Annotated in this window: 11 protein-coding genes; 7 read left to right on the top strand and 4 right to left on the bottom strand. The window is 73.6% G+C overall.

Translation table 11 applies throughout. The features are described 5' to 3' along the window. Nucleotides 1-246: 246 nt before the first annotated feature. Together AC07BF_RS31560 and AC07BF_RS31555 are read right to left on the bottom strand one after the other, a co-directional pair. Nucleotides 247-1134 carry a peptidase gene (locus tag AC07BF_RS31560; RefSeq protein WP_363619204.1) on the bottom strand — a complete coding sequence of 296 codons (888 nt, stop codon included), beginning with the start codon at nt 1132-1134 and terminating at the stop codon, nt 247-249. Between the two features lie 2 nt (nt 1135-1136). Then, a complete protein-coding gene (locus AC07BF_RS31555) occupies nt 1137-2456 on the bottom strand; it encodes a VWA domain-containing protein (RefSeq protein ID WP_371517392.1) in 1320 nt (439 codons plus the stop codon). Nucleotides 2457-2642: 186 nt separating this feature from the next. Between AC07BF_RS31555 and AC07BF_RS31550 the strand changes: the two genes are divergently transcribed. The 6 genes from AC07BF_RS31550 to AC07BF_RS31525 all read left to right on the top strand — a co-directional run bounded on the left by AC07BF_RS31550 (nt 2643) and on the right by AC07BF_RS31525 (nt 10520). Then, nucleotides 2643-3488 (top strand): ATP-binding cassette domain-containing protein, encoded by an 846-nt coding sequence (locus AC07BF_RS31550; RefSeq protein WP_363585348.1) that lies wholly within the window; start codon nt 2643-2645, stop codon nt 3486-3488. Further along, entirely contained in the window at nt 3485-4168 is a 684-nt protein-coding gene (locus AC07BF_RS31545) for an ABC transporter (protein ID WP_478334247.1), read from the top strand. The genes AC07BF_RS31550 and AC07BF_RS31545 overlap by 4 nt, the downstream gene beginning before the upstream one ends. 186 nt (nt 4169-4354) lie before the next feature. Beyond that, nucleotides 4355-5737, top strand: coding sequence for an FtsW/RodA/SpoVE family cell cycle protein (locus AC07BF_RS31540; protein WP_478334246.1), 1383 nt, complete (start codon nt 4355-4357; stop codon nt 5735-5737). Then, the gene (locus AC07BF_RS31535; RefSeq protein ID WP_363630149.1) at nt 5737-7257 is read left to right on the top strand and encodes a penicillin-binding transpeptidase domain-containing protein; all 1521 of its coding nucleotides are present in this window, start codon (nt 5737-5739) and stop codon (nt 7255-7257) included. Before AC07BF_RS31540 ends, AC07BF_RS31535 begins: the two co-directional genes overlap by 1 nt. Nucleotides 7258-7417: 160 nt before the next feature. Further along, the gene (locus tag AC07BF_RS31530) at nt 7418-8986 is read left to right on the top strand and encodes an amino acid permease (RefSeq protein WP_400988697.1); all 1569 of its coding nucleotides are present in this window, start codon (nt 7418-7420) and stop codon (nt 8984-8986) included. A gap of 124 nt (nt 8987-9110) precedes the next feature. Further along, the gene (locus AC07BF_RS31525) at nt 9111-10520 is read left to right on the top strand and encodes a glycosyltransferase 87 family protein (protein ID WP_478334245.1); all 1410 of its coding nucleotides are present in this window, start codon (nt 9111-9113) and stop codon (nt 10518-10520) included. A 25-nt stretch (nt 10521-10545) separates the two neighbouring features. On the opposite strand, the gene AC07BF_RS31520 is transcribed toward AC07BF_RS31525, so the two are convergent. Then, the gene (locus AC07BF_RS31520) at nt 10546-12312 is read right to left on the bottom strand and encodes a penicillin-binding transpeptidase domain-containing protein (RefSeq protein ID WP_478334244.1); all 1767 of its coding nucleotides are present in this window, start codon (nt 12310-12312) and stop codon (nt 10546-10548) included. A gap of 174 nt (nt 12313-12486) precedes the next feature. Then, nucleotides 12487-14382 (bottom strand): dolichyl-phosphate-mannose--protein mannosyltransferase, encoded by a 1896-nt coding sequence (locus AC07BF_RS31515; protein ID WP_478334243.1) that lies wholly within the window; start codon nt 14380-14382, stop codon nt 12487-12489. Between the two features lie 106 nt (nt 14383-14488). Between AC07BF_RS31515 and rsmI the strand changes: the two genes are divergently transcribed. Continuing rightward, the gene (rsmI, locus tag AC07BF_RS31510) at nt 14489-15370 is read left to right on the top strand and encodes a 16S rRNA (cytidine(1402)-2'-O)-methyltransferase (protein WP_400809503.1); all 882 of its coding nucleotides are present in this window, start codon (nt 14489-14491) and stop codon (nt 15368-15370) included. Nucleotides 15371-15476 lie beyond the last annotated feature (106 nt).

The following is a 15476-nucleotide window of genomic DNA, read 5'->3' as shown; positions in this document are numbered from 1 at the left end:
GCAGTCTGGCGTTCTGCGGGACAACCCCCCCCTCCCCCCCCCCCCCACCCCCCTCCCCCCCCCCCCCCCCCCCCCCCCCCCCCCCCCCCCCCCCCCCCCGCCCCCCCCCCGAGGCCCTCGGACGGTCCCGGTCGCCGGTCGGTCGCGTACGGGGGCGGGAGTGGGAACAAGAGCGGCAACCGGAGCGGGAACGGCCGAGGGCCGGCCGGGGGAGTCCGGCCGGCCCTCAGGGTTGGGCGGGGTGGGTCAGGGGCGCTGGGAACCGGCGTAGGGGCCGGGCTGGGGGGCGCCGGACTGCGGCGGGACGGCGCCGTAGCGGGGCGGGCGGTAGCCGCGTGGGTGCCGGGTCAGGTTGTAGCCCAGGACGCCCGCCAGGGCGGCCAGGGCGCCGCCGCCGATGGTCCAGTACCAGCGGCTGTTCCAGCCGGAGAACCAGCCGGTGTACCAGTGCTCCTCGGCCGCCACCGGGGCGGCCGCCTTGGCGGTGCTGGCGCCGCCGCCGGCCGGCGGGACCAGCGGGGCCTTGAGCTCGCCGCCCTCCGGCTGGGCGTTGTCCGCGTTGCCCTTGGCACTGACGTGCAGCTGGACGGAGGTGGCCAGGCCCAGGTCGGTCTGCGGGACGTCGCTGACCGAGAGCCGCACGTAGTAGGTGCCGGGCAGCGGGTCGCCGGACCACGGCTCGGCCCAGGACCGGATCTCGCGCAGGGTGCAGCTCAGCGTGAGCGTGCCGGTGTTCTGGTCGCCGGTGGCGTTCTGGGTGCCGGCGGTGCAGGACTGGCGGCGGCGGAGCCCGTCGAAGACCTCGGCGGACCAGGTCTGCGGGCCGTGCCGGTCGGTCGCGGGGGCCAGGTTGACGGTCAGGCCGATCGTCGGGGTCTGGCCCTCGGAGGCGCCGAACGCCCAGTACAGGTAGTCACCGGTGGAGGCGGCGACGTTGGCGTCCTGGCCGGGGGAGAGGTTGGTCGCGGTCAGGAAGGAGGTGCCGGCCTTGGTGGCCGGGGCCGGGGCGCCGCTCGCGCTCGCCGAGGGCGAGGGGGAGGCGGCGGAGGCGGTCGGGGCGGCCAGCGCGAGGGCGGGCAGCAGGGCGAGGGCGGCGAGGGCGCCGCGAAGGGTCGTGCGCGTGGTCGGTCGCATGGTCAGTTCTCCCGCCAGACAGAGATCCGCCAGCGGGCGATCCAGCCGAACACCAGGCCGAACAGCAGTCCGGCGAGGGTGAGGGTGAGCAGCAGGATCCAGCCGCGGCCCAGGCCCATCGCCGCGCCCTCGGGGGCGGACGAGGCGGTGGCCAGGTCGACGGTCAGCTCCAGCGGCAGGCCGGGGTCGGCCTGGACGCCGGCCTGCGGGGCCAGCGAGTTGCTGACGACCAGGCAGACGGTGGTCTCCGGCTTGGCGCTCGACGAGGAGGTCGGGCCGGTGGTGATGTAGCCCTTGGAGTCGCTGGTGGACCAGCGCAGGCCGGTGGAGATCACGTCGGTGCGGCTGCTGCCGGCGTCGGTGCCGCGGACCAGCTCCTGGCCGGTCGCGCTGGTGGCCTGCAGCAGGACGCCGTAGTCCCGGGCCACCGCGCGGTCCAGACCGACGCTGACCGAGGCGCGCAGCTCCTGGCCGGACTTGACCGGGACCTTGTAGACGCGGTGCTCGGAGAACTTCTCGCGGTCGCTGTACACGCCCGGGGCGAGCACCGGGGCGCTCTCGCACTTGTCGGCGCCGGAGGTCTTCACCGGGGTCACCGCGTAGGTGTCGTTGGAGCGGTCGACCAGCTGCTTCACCTTGTCGGTGAGCTGCTCCTGGGTGCGGACGTCGGTGTAGGTGCCGCCGGTCGCGTTGGCGATGCAGAGCAGCTGCTGGCGGGTCTTGTCGTCGTGGGCCAGGCCGAGGGTGTCGACGACCAGGTGGATGCCCTGGGAGGCGAGTTCACGGGCGACGTCGCAGGGGTCCGGCGGGGTGCAGGTGTCCTCGCCGTCGGTGATCAGCACCACCCGGCGGGTGGTCTCGCCCTTGCCGAGGTCCTGGGCCGCGCCGCGCAGGGCCAGGCCGATCGGGGTCCAGCCGGTGGGCCGCAGGGTGGCGACGGCCGTCTTGGCCTCGACCTTGTTGGTCTTGCCGACCGGGTACAGCTGCTTGGTGTCCTGGCAGCCCTGGGTCTTGTCGTTGCCGGGGTAGTTCGCGCCCAGGGTGCGGATGCCGAACTCGGTCTCCGCGGGCAGCGCGTCGATCACGTCGTTCAGGGACTGCTGGGCCACCGAGATCCGGCTCTTGCCCTGGATGTCCCGCTCGTTCATGGAGCCGCTGACGTCCAGGACGAGGTCGACCCTGGGGGCCTCCTTGGGCGCGGCGGCTCCGGCTGATGGTTCGTCGGCGTGGGCGGGCAGGCCGATGAGCAGCGAGGCGCCCGTTATCGCCAGGGCGCCCAGCAGGCTGCCGAGCCTGGTCTTTGGTCGTCGTCCGGTAGTCACCCGGTGATCCTAGGGATCATCAGTTCGCGATGGCCAAACGAGAGCGGATCGTGCGCCACCCCGCCACGGCGTGAACTCCGGCGCGTGGAAAGGCGGTCGGGGCTGCGCGGACTTACGTCCGCCCTACCCGGGCTGGATAGCCTTCCGTGCGGGTTTCGTGCGAGTCCGGGCGGGAATGGGGGCGCGGTGGAGCTGACGGGGGTCGGAAAACGGTACGGGCGGCGCGGGCGATGGGTCCTGCGCGGGGTCGATCTCGCCGTCGGGCCGGGGGAGTTGGTGCGGATCGCCGGGGCGAACGGGAGCGGCAAGTCGACGCTGCTCCGGCTGGCGGCCGGGATCGAGCGGCCGACCGCCGGGCGGGTGGCCCGCGCGGGTGGTGCCGCGTACGTGCCCGAACGCTTCCCGCCCGCGCTGCCGTTCGACGCCGCCTCGTACCTGCTGCGGGTGGGCCGGGTGCACGGGCTGTCGGCGGAGCGGGCGCGGCGGCGGGCGGGGGACTGGCTGGACCGCTTCGGCATCGCGGACCGGGCGGGCACCCCGCTGAGCCGGCTGTCGAAGGGCACCTGCCAGAAGGTCGCGGTCGCGCAGGCGCTGCTCGCGCAGGCCCCGGTCCTGCTGCTGGACGAGGCCTGGACCGGGCTCGACCCCGACGCCAGGGCGGTGCTGGACGAGGCGGCCGCGGAGCGGGCGGCGGACGGCGGGGCGGTGCTGTTCGTCGACCACGACCCGGCCCGGCTGGCCGGGCTGACCAGCGCCGCCTACCAGGTCGGCGCGGACGGCGGTCTGCGGCCCGCCGAGGAGGCGGGGCCCGTGCCGGACGGCGGCCCGGAGACGGAGGTCGAGGTGGACGTCCCGGACGGCACCCCGCTGCCGCCCCGGCTGCCCGGGGCGCCGCGGCTCACCCCGCTGGCCGGCACGGCCGTGCGGCTGACCGTGCCGGCCGCGCACACGGAAGCGCTGCTGCGCCGGCTGCTGCTCGGCCGACCGGCCGTCCGGGTGCTGGCGGTGCGGCAGCGGGAGGGGCGGCGGTGAGGCAGCTCGGGGCGCTGACCCGGTACCACCTGGAACTGCTGGTGCGCTCGCACGCCTGGCTGCCGCCGTTCCTGGCGTACGCGCTGCTGCTGGTGGTGGGCGTGTCGGCGGGCAACCCGCTGCTGGGCGACCTCGGCTACGGCGCGGCCGTGCTGCTGCCGGTGAGCGCCTGGTACGTGCGCAGCGCGCTCGGGGCGGAGCCGCCGGCCTCGCGGGCCTGCCTGGTCGCGGCGGCGGGGCCGCCGCGGGTGCACCTGGGCGCGCTGCTGGCGGCACTGACGGCCGGGCTGGTGCTGGCGGCGGCCGAGGTGGCGGCGCTGTGGTGGCTGAGCGGGACGGTGGCCAACCCGGGGGTGGAGCGGCAGCCGCCGGTCGGACCTGCGCTGGCGGCCGGGGCGTCGGCCGCGGTGGTGTGCGTGCTGCTGGGGGTGGCGGCCGGGGCACTGGCGAACCGGCCGGTGCTGGCGCGGCCGCAGTACGGCATCGCGCTGGCGCTGGCGTTGGCCGCGCTGGCGTTGGTGGCGCCGCTCTCGCCGGCCAACGCGGCGGTCCGCGGTCTGGTCTCGGCGGCCCGCACCGGTCGGGTCGCCGTGCCGTGGGCGGAACTGCCGCCCGCCGCCGTCCTGCTGGCCGCGGCGGCGGCCGGGGCGGCGGCGCTGGCCGGACGGCGGCCCGAGTGAGCGGAGGATTCATGCCAAGGGCGGACACACCGCAGCAAAAAGCCGATAAATATGGATAGTGCTCGTTAGGGTGACGAACCTGGGTGAACCGGCTTCGTGCCGCCGGTCCATTCCGATTGGCATCCCCCGGAACAGCGCTCCGGCTCCCCGCGACCCCCAGGACGGTCCGTGGCGACACCCCCCGCCGTGACGAGAACCGCAGCCCGGCCGAGCCGGCCGGTGCCGACCAGGCGCACCACCGAGCTGCTGCTGGTCCTGGCCGCCGTGCTGATCGCCGTGTTCGGCTACGTCGAGGTCGGCGTCAACCTGGACGGCAGGGTGCCGGCCGACGCGGCCGAGTACGGCGCCGCGCTCGGCGTGCTCGCCCTGCTGGCGCACGCCGTGGTCCGCCGGCGGGCCCGGTACGCGGACCCGCTGCTGCTGCCGATCGCGGTGCTGCTCAACGGGATCGGCCTGGTGGTGATCTACCGGCTCGACCGCGCCACCTCGGGCGTCGGCGCGGCCTCCACCCAGTTGCTCTGGTCGAGCCTGGGGGTGGCGCTGTTCATCGCGGTCGTGCTGCTGGTGCGCGACCACCGGCGGCTGCAGCGGTACGCCTACCTCGGGGCGTTGGTGGCGCTGGTCCTGCTGGTGCTGCCGATCTTCTTCCCGCCGGTGTACGGCTCGCGGATCTGGATCGTCCTCGGGCCGCTGTCCTTCCAGCCGGGGGAGTTCGCCAAGATCCTGCTGGCCGTCTTCTTCGCCGCCTACCTGGCGGTGCACCGGGACGCGCTGGCGCTCACCGGCCGCCGGGTCTGGCGCTGGCAGCTGCCTCGCGGCCGGGTGCTCGGGCCGGTGCTGCTGATCTGGGCGGCGTTCGTCGGCGTCCTGGTGCTGGAGACGGACCTCGGCACCTCGCTGCTGTTCTTCGGCCTGTTCGTGGTGATGCTGTACGTGGCCACCGCGCGCACCGGGTGGATCGTGATCGGGCTGGCCCTGGCGGCGGTCGGGGCGGTCACGGTGGGCTGGCTCTCGCCGCACGTGCACAGCCGGGTGACGGACTGGCTGGACCCGCTGGGCTCGATCGCGGCGGGCAAGGGCGCCAACCAGATCGCCCAGTCGCTGTTCGCCTTCGCGTGGGGCGGGGAACTGGGCACCGGGTTCGGCAACGGGCACTCGGTGCTGATCGGCTTCGCCGCCAAGTCGGACTTCATCCTCGCCACCATCGGCGAGGAACTCGGCCTGACCGGGCTCGTCGCGGTGTTCCTGCTGTACGCGCTGCTGATCTCCCGGGGGTTCCGCACGGGCATCGCGCTGCGCGACCCGTTCGGGCGGCTGCTGGCGATCGGCCTGGCCGCGATCGTCGGCCTCCAGGTGTTCGTGGTGGCCGGCGGGGTGCTCGACCTCATCCCGCTGACCGGGATGACGCTGCCGTTCGTCGCGCAGGGCGGCTCCTCGGTGGTCACCAACTGGATCATCGTGGCGTTGCTGGTGCGGATGAGCGACATCGCGCGTCGGCCGGCCCCGGCCCCGGCCCCGGCCCCGGTCCTGCCCGTGTCCGTGTCCGCGCCCGTGTCGGAGGAGGACTGATGGTGCGCACCCGCTCCCGTCCGCGCGCCCGGGGCAACGGGCCGCAGGGCCTGCCGGGCATCTCCGTCACCGGGCGCCGCGCGGGCGTCTTCTGCCTGCTGCTGGTCGCGGCGCTGTGCGTCCAGGCCACCCGGGTGCAGGTGTTCCAGGCCAAGGACCTCAACCACAACGCCGCCAACCAGCGGCTCACCATCGAGCGGTACTCGCAGCCGCGCGGCGACATCCGGGTCGGCGCGGACACCGTGACCGGCTCCGAGCCCACCGGCGGCCGGTACGACTACAAGCGCACCTACACCGACGGCCCGACGTACGCGGCCGTCACCGGCTTCGCCTCGCAGGCGTACGGCAACACCCAGCTGGAGGGGGTCGAGGACGACCTGCTGTCCGGGACGGACAGCAGACTGGCCGGCTGGGCGGTCTGGGACGCCGTCGCCCGCAGGCAGAACCCCGGCGGGGACGTCTACACCACCCTGAACCGGGCCGCCCAGGAGGCCGCGGTGCGCGGGCTCGGCAGCCAGAAGGGCGCGGTGGCCGCGATCGAGCCGGCCACCGGCCGGATCCTCGCCCTGGCCAGCACGCCGTCCTACGACCCGGGCAGCTTCGCCGGCTCCGCCGCGGCCGACCAGGCCGCCTGGAACCGGCTGCAGGCCGACACCGACCAGCCGATGCTCAACCGGGCGCTGCGCCAGACCTACCCGCCGGGCTCGACCTTCAAGGTGGTCACGGCGGCGGCCGCGCTCGCGGCCGGGGTGGTCACCGACCCCGACGCGCCGACCGACGCGCCGTACCCGTACGTGCTGCCCGGGACGACCACGCCGCTGGTCAACGACACCTCGGCGTGCGACCGGCCCGGCCAGTCGCTGGACACCGCGATGGTCTACAGCTGCAACAGCGTGCTGGGCTACCTCGGGGTGCGGACCGGGCTGGACCCGATGGTGGCGATGGCCGAGAACTTCGGCTTCAACGACGCCAGGCTGGACATGCCGGTGCGCCCGGCCCGGTCCAACTTCGACACCACGATGAACCAGTCGCAGGTGGCGCTCTCCTCGATCGGGCAGTTCGACACCGCGGCGACCCCGCTGGTGATGGCGATGGTCGCGGCCGGGATCGCCAACGACGGGACGGTGATGCGTCCACAGCTCGTGGACAGACTGACGAAGGGCGACGGCACCGCGGTGCAGCTGATGAAACCCGCCGTGTACCGGCGGGCGATGACCCCGGCGGTGGCCGGGCAGGTGCAGAAGCTGATGACCGACGTGGTGGAGAACGGCACCGGCGGCAACGCCCGGATCGGCGGCGCGGTGGTCGGCGGCAAGACCGGCACCGCGCAGCACGGGGTGGACAACAGCGGGACGCCGTACGCCTGGTTCATCTCCTGGGCCAAGCCCGCCGGCTCGGACGCGGTGCCGCCGGTGGCGGTGGCCGTGGTGATCGCGGACAGTGACGCCACGGACGTCACCGGCGGCGGGCTGGCCGCGCCGATCGCCCGCTCGGTGATGCGGGCGGTGCTGGGCCGCTGAACTGCTGCCTTAGCTGCTGGACGGCGAATCCGCCGTCTGCGAAGTGTCCGGTTTGTATAGACTCATGCGCCAATTCGTACAATGCGCCGATCCGGACTGTTCGTTTGCGACACTGGTGCTTTCGCGGGGTACTGTCCCATCTTTGTTCGGTTGGTCCCCGATGACACCCCATGACGCGTCGAGTGACCGGCCGCCAGGACACCCTCCCCCGCCCAGAAGGACCGCAGCTGTGACCAGCAACTCTCTCGGTGCGCGTCTGCTGCGACGCAAGCCCGTCTCGTCCCTCATCGCCGAGAGCGAGGGCCGGGACGGCCTCCCGGCCGGTGCGCCCGAGGAGGGCGGACGCTCCGGCATCCACCTGCGTCGCACGATCGGCCTCTGGCAGCTGTCCTCGATCGGCATCGGCGCCACCATCGGCACCGGCATCTTCTTCGTGCTCAGCAGCGCGGTGCCCTCGGCCGGCCCGGCCGTCATCCTGTCCTTCGTGCTCGCCGCGGTCACCGCCGGACTCACCGCGCTCTGCTACGCCGAGATGGCCTCCGCGATCCCGGTCTCCGGATCCTCGTACTCCTACGCCTACGCCACCCTCGGCGAGGGCGTCGCGTTCGGCGTCGGCATCTGCCTGCTGATGGAGTACGGCGTCTCCGCCTCCGCGATCGCGGTGAGCTGGGCCGAGTACCTGAACAAGTTCTTCGACCTGACCTTCGGCTTCACCATCCCGGAGCAGTTGTCCGGCGCGCCGAACGACACCCACTGGTTCAACCTGCCGGCGCTGCTGCTGGTCGCGATGGTCTGCGTGCTGCTCATCCGCGGCGTCAGCGAGTCGGTGAAGGTCAACGCGGCCATGGTCGGGATCAAGATCCTGATCCTGCTGCTGTTCGTCGGCGTCGCGCTCACCGGCTTCCACTCCGGCAACCTGACCCCGTTCATGCCGCTCGGCATCGGCGGCGTGCAGGTCGCCGCCTCCAGCATCTTCTTCTCCTTCATCGGCCTGGACGCCGTGTCCACCGCCGGTGAGGAGGTCAAGAACCCGCGCCGCACCCTGCCGCTGGCGATCATCATCTCGCTGGTCGTGGTGACCCTGCTCTACATCCTGGTCGCCCTCGCCGGCATCGGCGCCCAGCCGTGGCAGAAGTTCCAGGGCCAGGAGGCCGGCCTCGCCCAGATCCTCCAGGACATCACCGGCCAGACCTGGCCCTCGATCGTCTTCGCGATCGGCGCGATCCTCTCGATCTTCAGCATCACCCTCGTGGTGATCTACGGCCAGACCCGCATCCTGTACTCCATGGGCCGCGACGGCATGCTGCCCAAGCGCTTCGCCGAACTCTCCCCGCGCACCGGCACCCCGGTCTGGAACACCCTCGTGGTGGGCCTCGGCGTCGGCGCGCTGGCCGCCTTCGTCCCGCTGAAGGAACTGGCCGACATCACCAGCCTCGGGACGCTCATCGCCTTCTCGGTCGTCTCGATCGGCGTGATCATCCTGCGCCGCACCCAGCCCGACCTGCCGCGCGGCTTCAAGGTCCCCGGCTACCCGGTCGTCCCGCTGCTCAGCGTCGCCTTCTGCGCCTACCTGATCACCGGCCTGCACGCCGACACCTTCCGGGCCGGCGCGATCGCCCTCGCCGTCGCCGTGGTCGTCTACTTCGGCTACAGCATCAAGCACTCCAAGCTGGAACAGCAGGCGCAGGCCGCCACGGCGGACAGCTCCACCGGCCACCGCAACAGCTGAGCCGGACGAATCCGGACATGGGGGGCCGCCGGCCACGACACCCGGCGGCCCCCCTCATGCCACCTCCCGCTACGTGCCCCACGCCATGGCGACAGGGCCCGGCCACCACCCATAACCTTCCACCATGGTGAGCACCCGCACGCCCGGCTTCTCCCGCCCGCGCGGCCGCTTCACCGGCCGCAGCAGAACGCCGGCCCCGCCGACCCCCGCCGGAGCGCCGTCCGGACCAGGACGACCGCCCCTCGGCTTCTCCAGTCGGCCGTTCCCCCGCCAGCGTGGCGAGAGCACGTTCCCGCCCACGCCCGATCGGCTGAATCCCGTCCGACTCGCCTCGATGCGCACCGTCCAACTGCTCGGCTGCCTGATCGCGGCCGGCTGGGCGGCCGCCTTCCCGCTCGTCTCCGACCTGCCCAACCAGCGGATGTGGGGTTTCATCGCGGCCCCCGCCTACGTCCTGGCCGGGCTGCTCTGCGTCACCCTGCCGCGCCGCTACGCGGCCCGCGCCGCCGCCGTGGTCGCGCTCGCCGGGGCCGTCCTCGCGCCGCTCGCCCTGCTCGCCGTGCAGGGCCGCCACCAGTCCGAGGTGATGGTGGTCGAACGCTCGGCCCACCTGCTGCTCACCACCGGCAGCCCGTACCTGCCGCACCCGGTGGTGGTCACCGACTACAACCCGTACCTGCCGGCGATGACCCTGTTCGGGATGCCGCGCCAACTGCTGGGCGACGGCTCCGACCTCGCCCAGGTCGCCGGGGACGCCCGGATCTGGTTCGCGCTGGCCTTCGTGGTCTGCCTGCTGGCCAGCTGGCGGCTGCTGCGGCCCACCCGCGAGCGCGCGCCGCTGCTGCCGCTCGCCGTGCTCACCGCCTCGCCGCTGATCTCGCTGGCCCTCGTCGTCGGCGGGGTGGACCTGCCGCTGATCGGCCTCTGCTGCCTCGCCATGGCGCTCGCCGAGCGGGACCGCACCGTCGGCGCCGGCCTGGTGCTCGCCCTCGCCTGCACCCTCAAGTGGACGGCCTGGCCGGCGCTGCCGGTCGCCGCCCTGCTGCTGTGGCGGCTGTACGGCCGCCGACCCGCCGCCCGGACCACGCTGATCGCGCTCGGTACCGGCCTGGCCGTGCTCCTGCCCTCCGCGCTGACCCGGGCGGACGCACTGCGCGAGCAGGTGGTGCGCTTCCCGCTCGGGCTCACCGCCATCCGCACGCCGGCCGGCAGCCCGCTGCCCGGCAAGGTGCTGGCCGGCTTCGGGCCGACCGGGCACTCCGTCTCGCTGGCGCTGATGACCATGGGCGGGATCGGGGTGGCCATCTGGCTGCTCGCCCGGCCGCCGGTGTCCGCGATCGCGGCCGCCGACCTGCTGGCCGCCGGGCTGGCGATCGCGTTCATGCTCGCCCCGGCCGGGCGGTTCGGCTACCTCGCCCTGCCGGTGGTCCTGGTGATCTGGCCGCGGCTGGCGGCCCGGCGCTGGAGCAGCCGGCGCCCGATCCCGCCGCACCGGCTGCCGGGCAGACCGGAGCCCGCCCTGCCACGGGGCTGAGCGGGCTCCGTCCGGACGGGTTGTTCTAGCGGCCCGCGGCCTTGAGCAGCGAGGCGACGGCCGGGCCGGCCGCGTCCACGCCGTGGCCGCCGCCCTGCACCTCGGCGGCGACCGCGATGTTGCCGCGGAAGGCGGTGAACCAGCTGTTGGTGGTGGTCGCGCCGGCGACCTCGGCGGAGCCGGTCTTGGCACCCGCGTTGTCGGTGATCCCGGCCATCACGTCCTTGGCCGTGCCGCCGGTGGCGGTGGCGTTCATCATCGCGCGCAGCTTGCCCGCGACGTCCGGCGCGATCTGGCGGGCCGCCGCCTGCTGCGGCAGGCCGGCGACCAGGATCGGCTGCTTGAACGCGCCGCTCTGGACGGTCGCGGTGATCGAGGCGATGGCCAGCGGGTTCATCTGGACCTTGCCCTGGCCGATGTAGTTCATGGCCTGCTCGTCCTTGCTGCCCGGCGTCGGCGGCACCTTGCCGTCGGTGTTCGGCAGACCGGTCTTCCACTCCAGGCCGATGCCGAACACGTCCTTGGCCGTGCTGGACAGCGTCTCGGGCTTGAGGCTGGTCAGGCCCTGGTTGATGAAGGCCGTGTTGCAGGACACCATGAAGTCCTGCTGGAGCGTGTTGTTGGGGAAGGCGCCCGGGAAGTCGTTCGGGATCGCGACCGGGTTGCTGCTCTTCTCCGGGCAGGCCACCACGGTGTCCGGGTTGACCCCGGCCTCCAGCAGCGCCGTCGAGGTGACGATCTTCATCGTCGAGCCGGGCGCGAGCAGGCCGGTGAAGGCCCGGTTCTGACCGCTGGCCGGCGCGTTGGCGAAGGCCAGCACCTGGCCGGTGCTCGGCTCGATCGCGGCGATCGACCCGGACTTGCCGCCCAGGTCCGTCATCGCCTTCTCGGCCGCCGCCTGGATGGTGTTGTCGATGGTCACCTTGAACGGCTTGCCGGGCTTGGGCTCGACGATGGTGAACAGCTTGTCCGAGGCACCCTTTCCGGCCGGGTCGCTGATCACCACCGCGCTGCCCGCGTCCTGGTCCTTGTTCGGGTCCGGCGGCAGCAGCTTGTGGGCGTTGTCCTGGAGGGTGGACAGCAGCGCCGGGGTGAGCGAGGCGCCCTGCAGCGGCTTGCCGTTGCGGTCCACCACGGTGGACGGCGGGGCGAAGACCTGCTGGGTGGCGATCGTCTCGTTGCCGGACAGGTGCGGGTGGATCACCGTCGGCGCCCAGTGCACGGCCGGGGTGTTGTCGCTCATCTTCACGACGTTCAGGAAGCCGTTGTAGTCCCAGACCCGGTTGGTGCCGGCGAACTCGGCGCGCGCCTTGAAGCCCATCAGCACACCGGCGGGGCCGGCCGAGGCGGAGGCCGACGGCGAGTCGGTGGCACCGGGGGTCGCTCCCGCCGACGGCGTGGCCGAGGCTCCGGCGGAGGGCTTGGCCGGCGCGGGGGTGCCGGTGGCCGACGCGAAGGCCTGCGGGGTGGCCGGGCCGGCCGGGGCCAGGGTCAGCGCGCTCGGCTTGACCTGGTCGCGGAACGCCGTCAGCGCGGTGGTGGCCGCGGCCGGGTCGTCCGTCAGCGCGGCGGCCTTGTCCAGGTCGCCGGCCGCCCAGGCCGCCAGGAAGTCCTTCGCACCGTTGGTCGCCTGCTCGGCCGAGGGCGGCTCGGCGACCACCGTGCGGGGCTTCTTCGCCGAGGACGATCCGGAGTCCGAGCCGCCCATCAGGCTGTACGCCCCGTAGCCACCGCCCGCGAGCACGGCGACGGAGACGCCGGTGATGATGCCGATCTTCGCGCCTCTGCGCATGGTGCTGTTCCCCCAAGGGTCTGCCGGACGGGCGCGACCGACCGGGGCCGGACACGCTGTTCCCCCCACCCTAGGCAGCGCCGATCGGTGCGCCGACGAAATGCCCGCGAGTTGTGACGGATCTGGTACGTGTCGTGCACCGCATACGGACGATTCGGGGAACAGCGGTGTCGATCAGATCCAGCTGTTGAACCACATCCGCTGGCGCCAGTCGTCCATCGGAATCGTCTGCCCGGTGAACAGCGGGAAGAAGAAGAGGAAGTTCCACACGATCAGCAGCACCAGCAGCCCGGCCGCCGCCGAACCGATGATCCGGCGGTCCCGGGAGGCCCCCGGAGGCCCGATCAGCGCACCGACCAGCATGGTCACCGCGAGCACCAGGAACGGGACGAACACCACCGCGTAGAAGAGGAAGATCGTCCGCTGCTGGTAGGCGAACCACGGCAGGTAGCCGGCGGCCAGGCCGCACAGCACCGCGCCCGCCCGCCAGTCCCGCCGCGCCACCCAGCGCCACAGGCAGTACACCAGCGCCACCACGGCCGCCCACCACAGCAGCGGGGTGCCGATGCCCAGCACCTCGCGGGCGCACTCGGCGGCCGTGCAGCCGCTCTGGCCCTGCTTGGGGGACTCGTAGAAGAACGAGACCGGCCGGCCCAGCACCAGCCAGGACCACGGGTTCGACTGGTAGGTGTGCGGGTCGCTCAGGTGGGTGTGGAAGTCGTAGACCGTCGAGTGGTAGTGCCACAGGGCGCGCAGCCCCTCGGGTATCCACGGGTAGTCGGTCGAGCGGCCCACCGCCCAGTCCCGGCCCCAGCCGCCCTTGCCCGGCACGTTGCTGCTGGCGAACCAGCCCCACCAGGACGTGACGTAGACGACCAGCGACACCACCACGACCGACACGAAGGCCAGCACCACGTCCCGGGCGAGCGTCGCCAGGTACGGGCGCGGGGCCCCGGCCAGGCGGCGGGCGCCGACGTCCCACAGCACCGTCATCACGCCGAAGGCCGCCGCCACGTACAGGCCGCTCCACTTGGTGGCGCAGGTCAGGCCGACGCAGACGCCGGCCGCGATCCGGTACGGGCGCCAGCCCAGGTTCGCCCGCTGCGCCAGCACCGCGTCCGGCACCCCGCCGAGCCGGTCGGCCAGCCGGGCCCGGGTGCGGTCGCGGTCCAGCAGCAGGAAACCGAAGGCGGCGAGGATCCAGAACATCACCACCAGGTCCAGCAGCGCGGCGCGGCTGAGCACCAGGTGCAGGCCGTCCACCGAGAGCAGCAGGCCGGCCACGCAGCCCAGCAGGGTCGAGCGGAACAGCCGGCGGGCGATCCTGGCCACCATCAGCACCGACAGCGTGCCGAGCAGGGCCACCGCGAACCGCCAGCCGAAGGGGTTCATGCCGAACAGCATCTCGCCGGCGCCGATGATCCACTTGCCCACCGGCGGATGGACCACGTAGGAGGCCGCCGAGCGGTACGGGACGGCCGCGCCGGGCGTCATGATCTGCTCGTTGGCGCCGTCCGGCCAGTTGATCTCGTAGCCGCCGTGCCAGAGCGCGTAGGCGTCCTTGGCGTAGTACGTCTCGTCGAAGATGATCGCGTGCGGCTGGCCGAGGTTGGTGAAGCGCAGGATCCCGGCGAACACCGCCACCGCGATCGGGCCCAGCCAGCCGGACCAGCGGCACAGCCACGACCACACGGCCGGCGGCACGGACACGCCCAGCCGCAGCAGCAGCGGCGACGGAGGCACCACCGCCGGGGTCACCCCGGGGCCGTCCGGCATCGGCGGGACCAGACGCTCGGCCAGCGGGGCCACCGGGCGGCCGACGTAGCCGAACCCGGCCAGCCGCTCGCGCCAGCTGCGCGCGGCGCTGCCGGGCTGGTCGGGTTGGCCGGGCTGGTCCGGGCGGTCGAACTGGTCGAACTGGTCGGGTTGGTCGGGCCGCGCGGGGCTCCCGGCCTGGTCGGCGGGCCGCGGAGCCGGGACGGCGGAGGACGGCAGGCCGGCCACGTCGCCGCCATCCTGCGCGGTGTGGTCTGTACCAGTGGGCGTGCGCGCCGCCGTGTCGCCGTTCATCCGCCACATCGTAGGGGCGCTTCTCGCACGTGTGACCGCTCCCTCGGAAGCTGCCCGAATCGTCACCAAAAGCCCCCGGGCCGCGGTAGCTGCAAGGATGGGGCCCGTGACAGGAGTACTCGTTCTCGCAGGCACCCCCATCGGCGACGTCTCGGACGCCCCGCCCCGGCTGCTCACCGAACTGGCCACGGCGGACGTGATCGCGGCCGAGGACACCCGGCGGCTGCGCCGGCTCACCCAGGCGCTCGGGGTGACCCCGGCCGGGCGGGTGGTCTCCTACTTCGAGGGCAACGAGGTCGGCCGCACCCCCGAACTGGTCGAGGCACTGCTCGGCGGCGCCCGGGTGCTGCTGGTCACCGACGCCGGCATGCCGTCCGTCTCCGACCCCGGCTACCGGCTGGTCGCCGCCGCCGTCGAGGCCGACGTCAAGGTCACCGCGGTGCCCGGGCCGTCCGCCGTGCTCACCGCGCTCGCGCTGTCCGGCCTGCCCGTCGACCGCTTCACCTTCGAGGGTTTCCTGCCGCGCAAGACCGGCGACCGGGCCCGGCAGCTCGCCTCGATCGCGGCCGAGCCGCGCACCATGGTCTTCTTCGAGGCGCCGCACCGGATCGCCGAGGCGCTCGCCGCGATGGCCGAGGCGTTCGGCGCCGATCGGCCCGCCGCCGTCTGCCGCGAGCTCACCAAGACGTACGAGGAGGTGAAACGCGGACCCCTCGGCGACCTGGCGGCCTGGGCCGCCGAAGGCGTCAGGGGCGAGATCACCGTCGTCGTCGCGGGCGCCCCGCCGGCGGCGCCGCAGGAGCTCACCCCCGCCGAACTGGCCCGGCTGGTGGCCGTCCGGGAGGAGGCCGGGGAGCGCCGCAAGGAGGCCATCGCGGCCGTCGCGGCGGAGCTCGCGCTGCCGAAGCGGGAGGTGTTCGACGCGGTGGTGGCGGCCAAGAACGAGGCGAAGAGCGAGGCCTCGAAGGGGGCGGGGACGGGGCCGTGAAAGAGGGGTGAATTCCGGGGGGTTGCGTGACCCTGGGGGAGTCGTACCTTTGAGGGAAGGCCCCGGTAAACGCCCACGGAGCTGAAAGTTCGGTCGCGGTTTCCGG

It is taken from the genome of Kitasatospora sp. NPDC043950 (genome assembly GCF_056435345.1).
The sequence above is the reverse complement of the archived record's forward strand: the minus strand, read 5'-3'. Positions and strand labels throughout refer to the sequence as shown.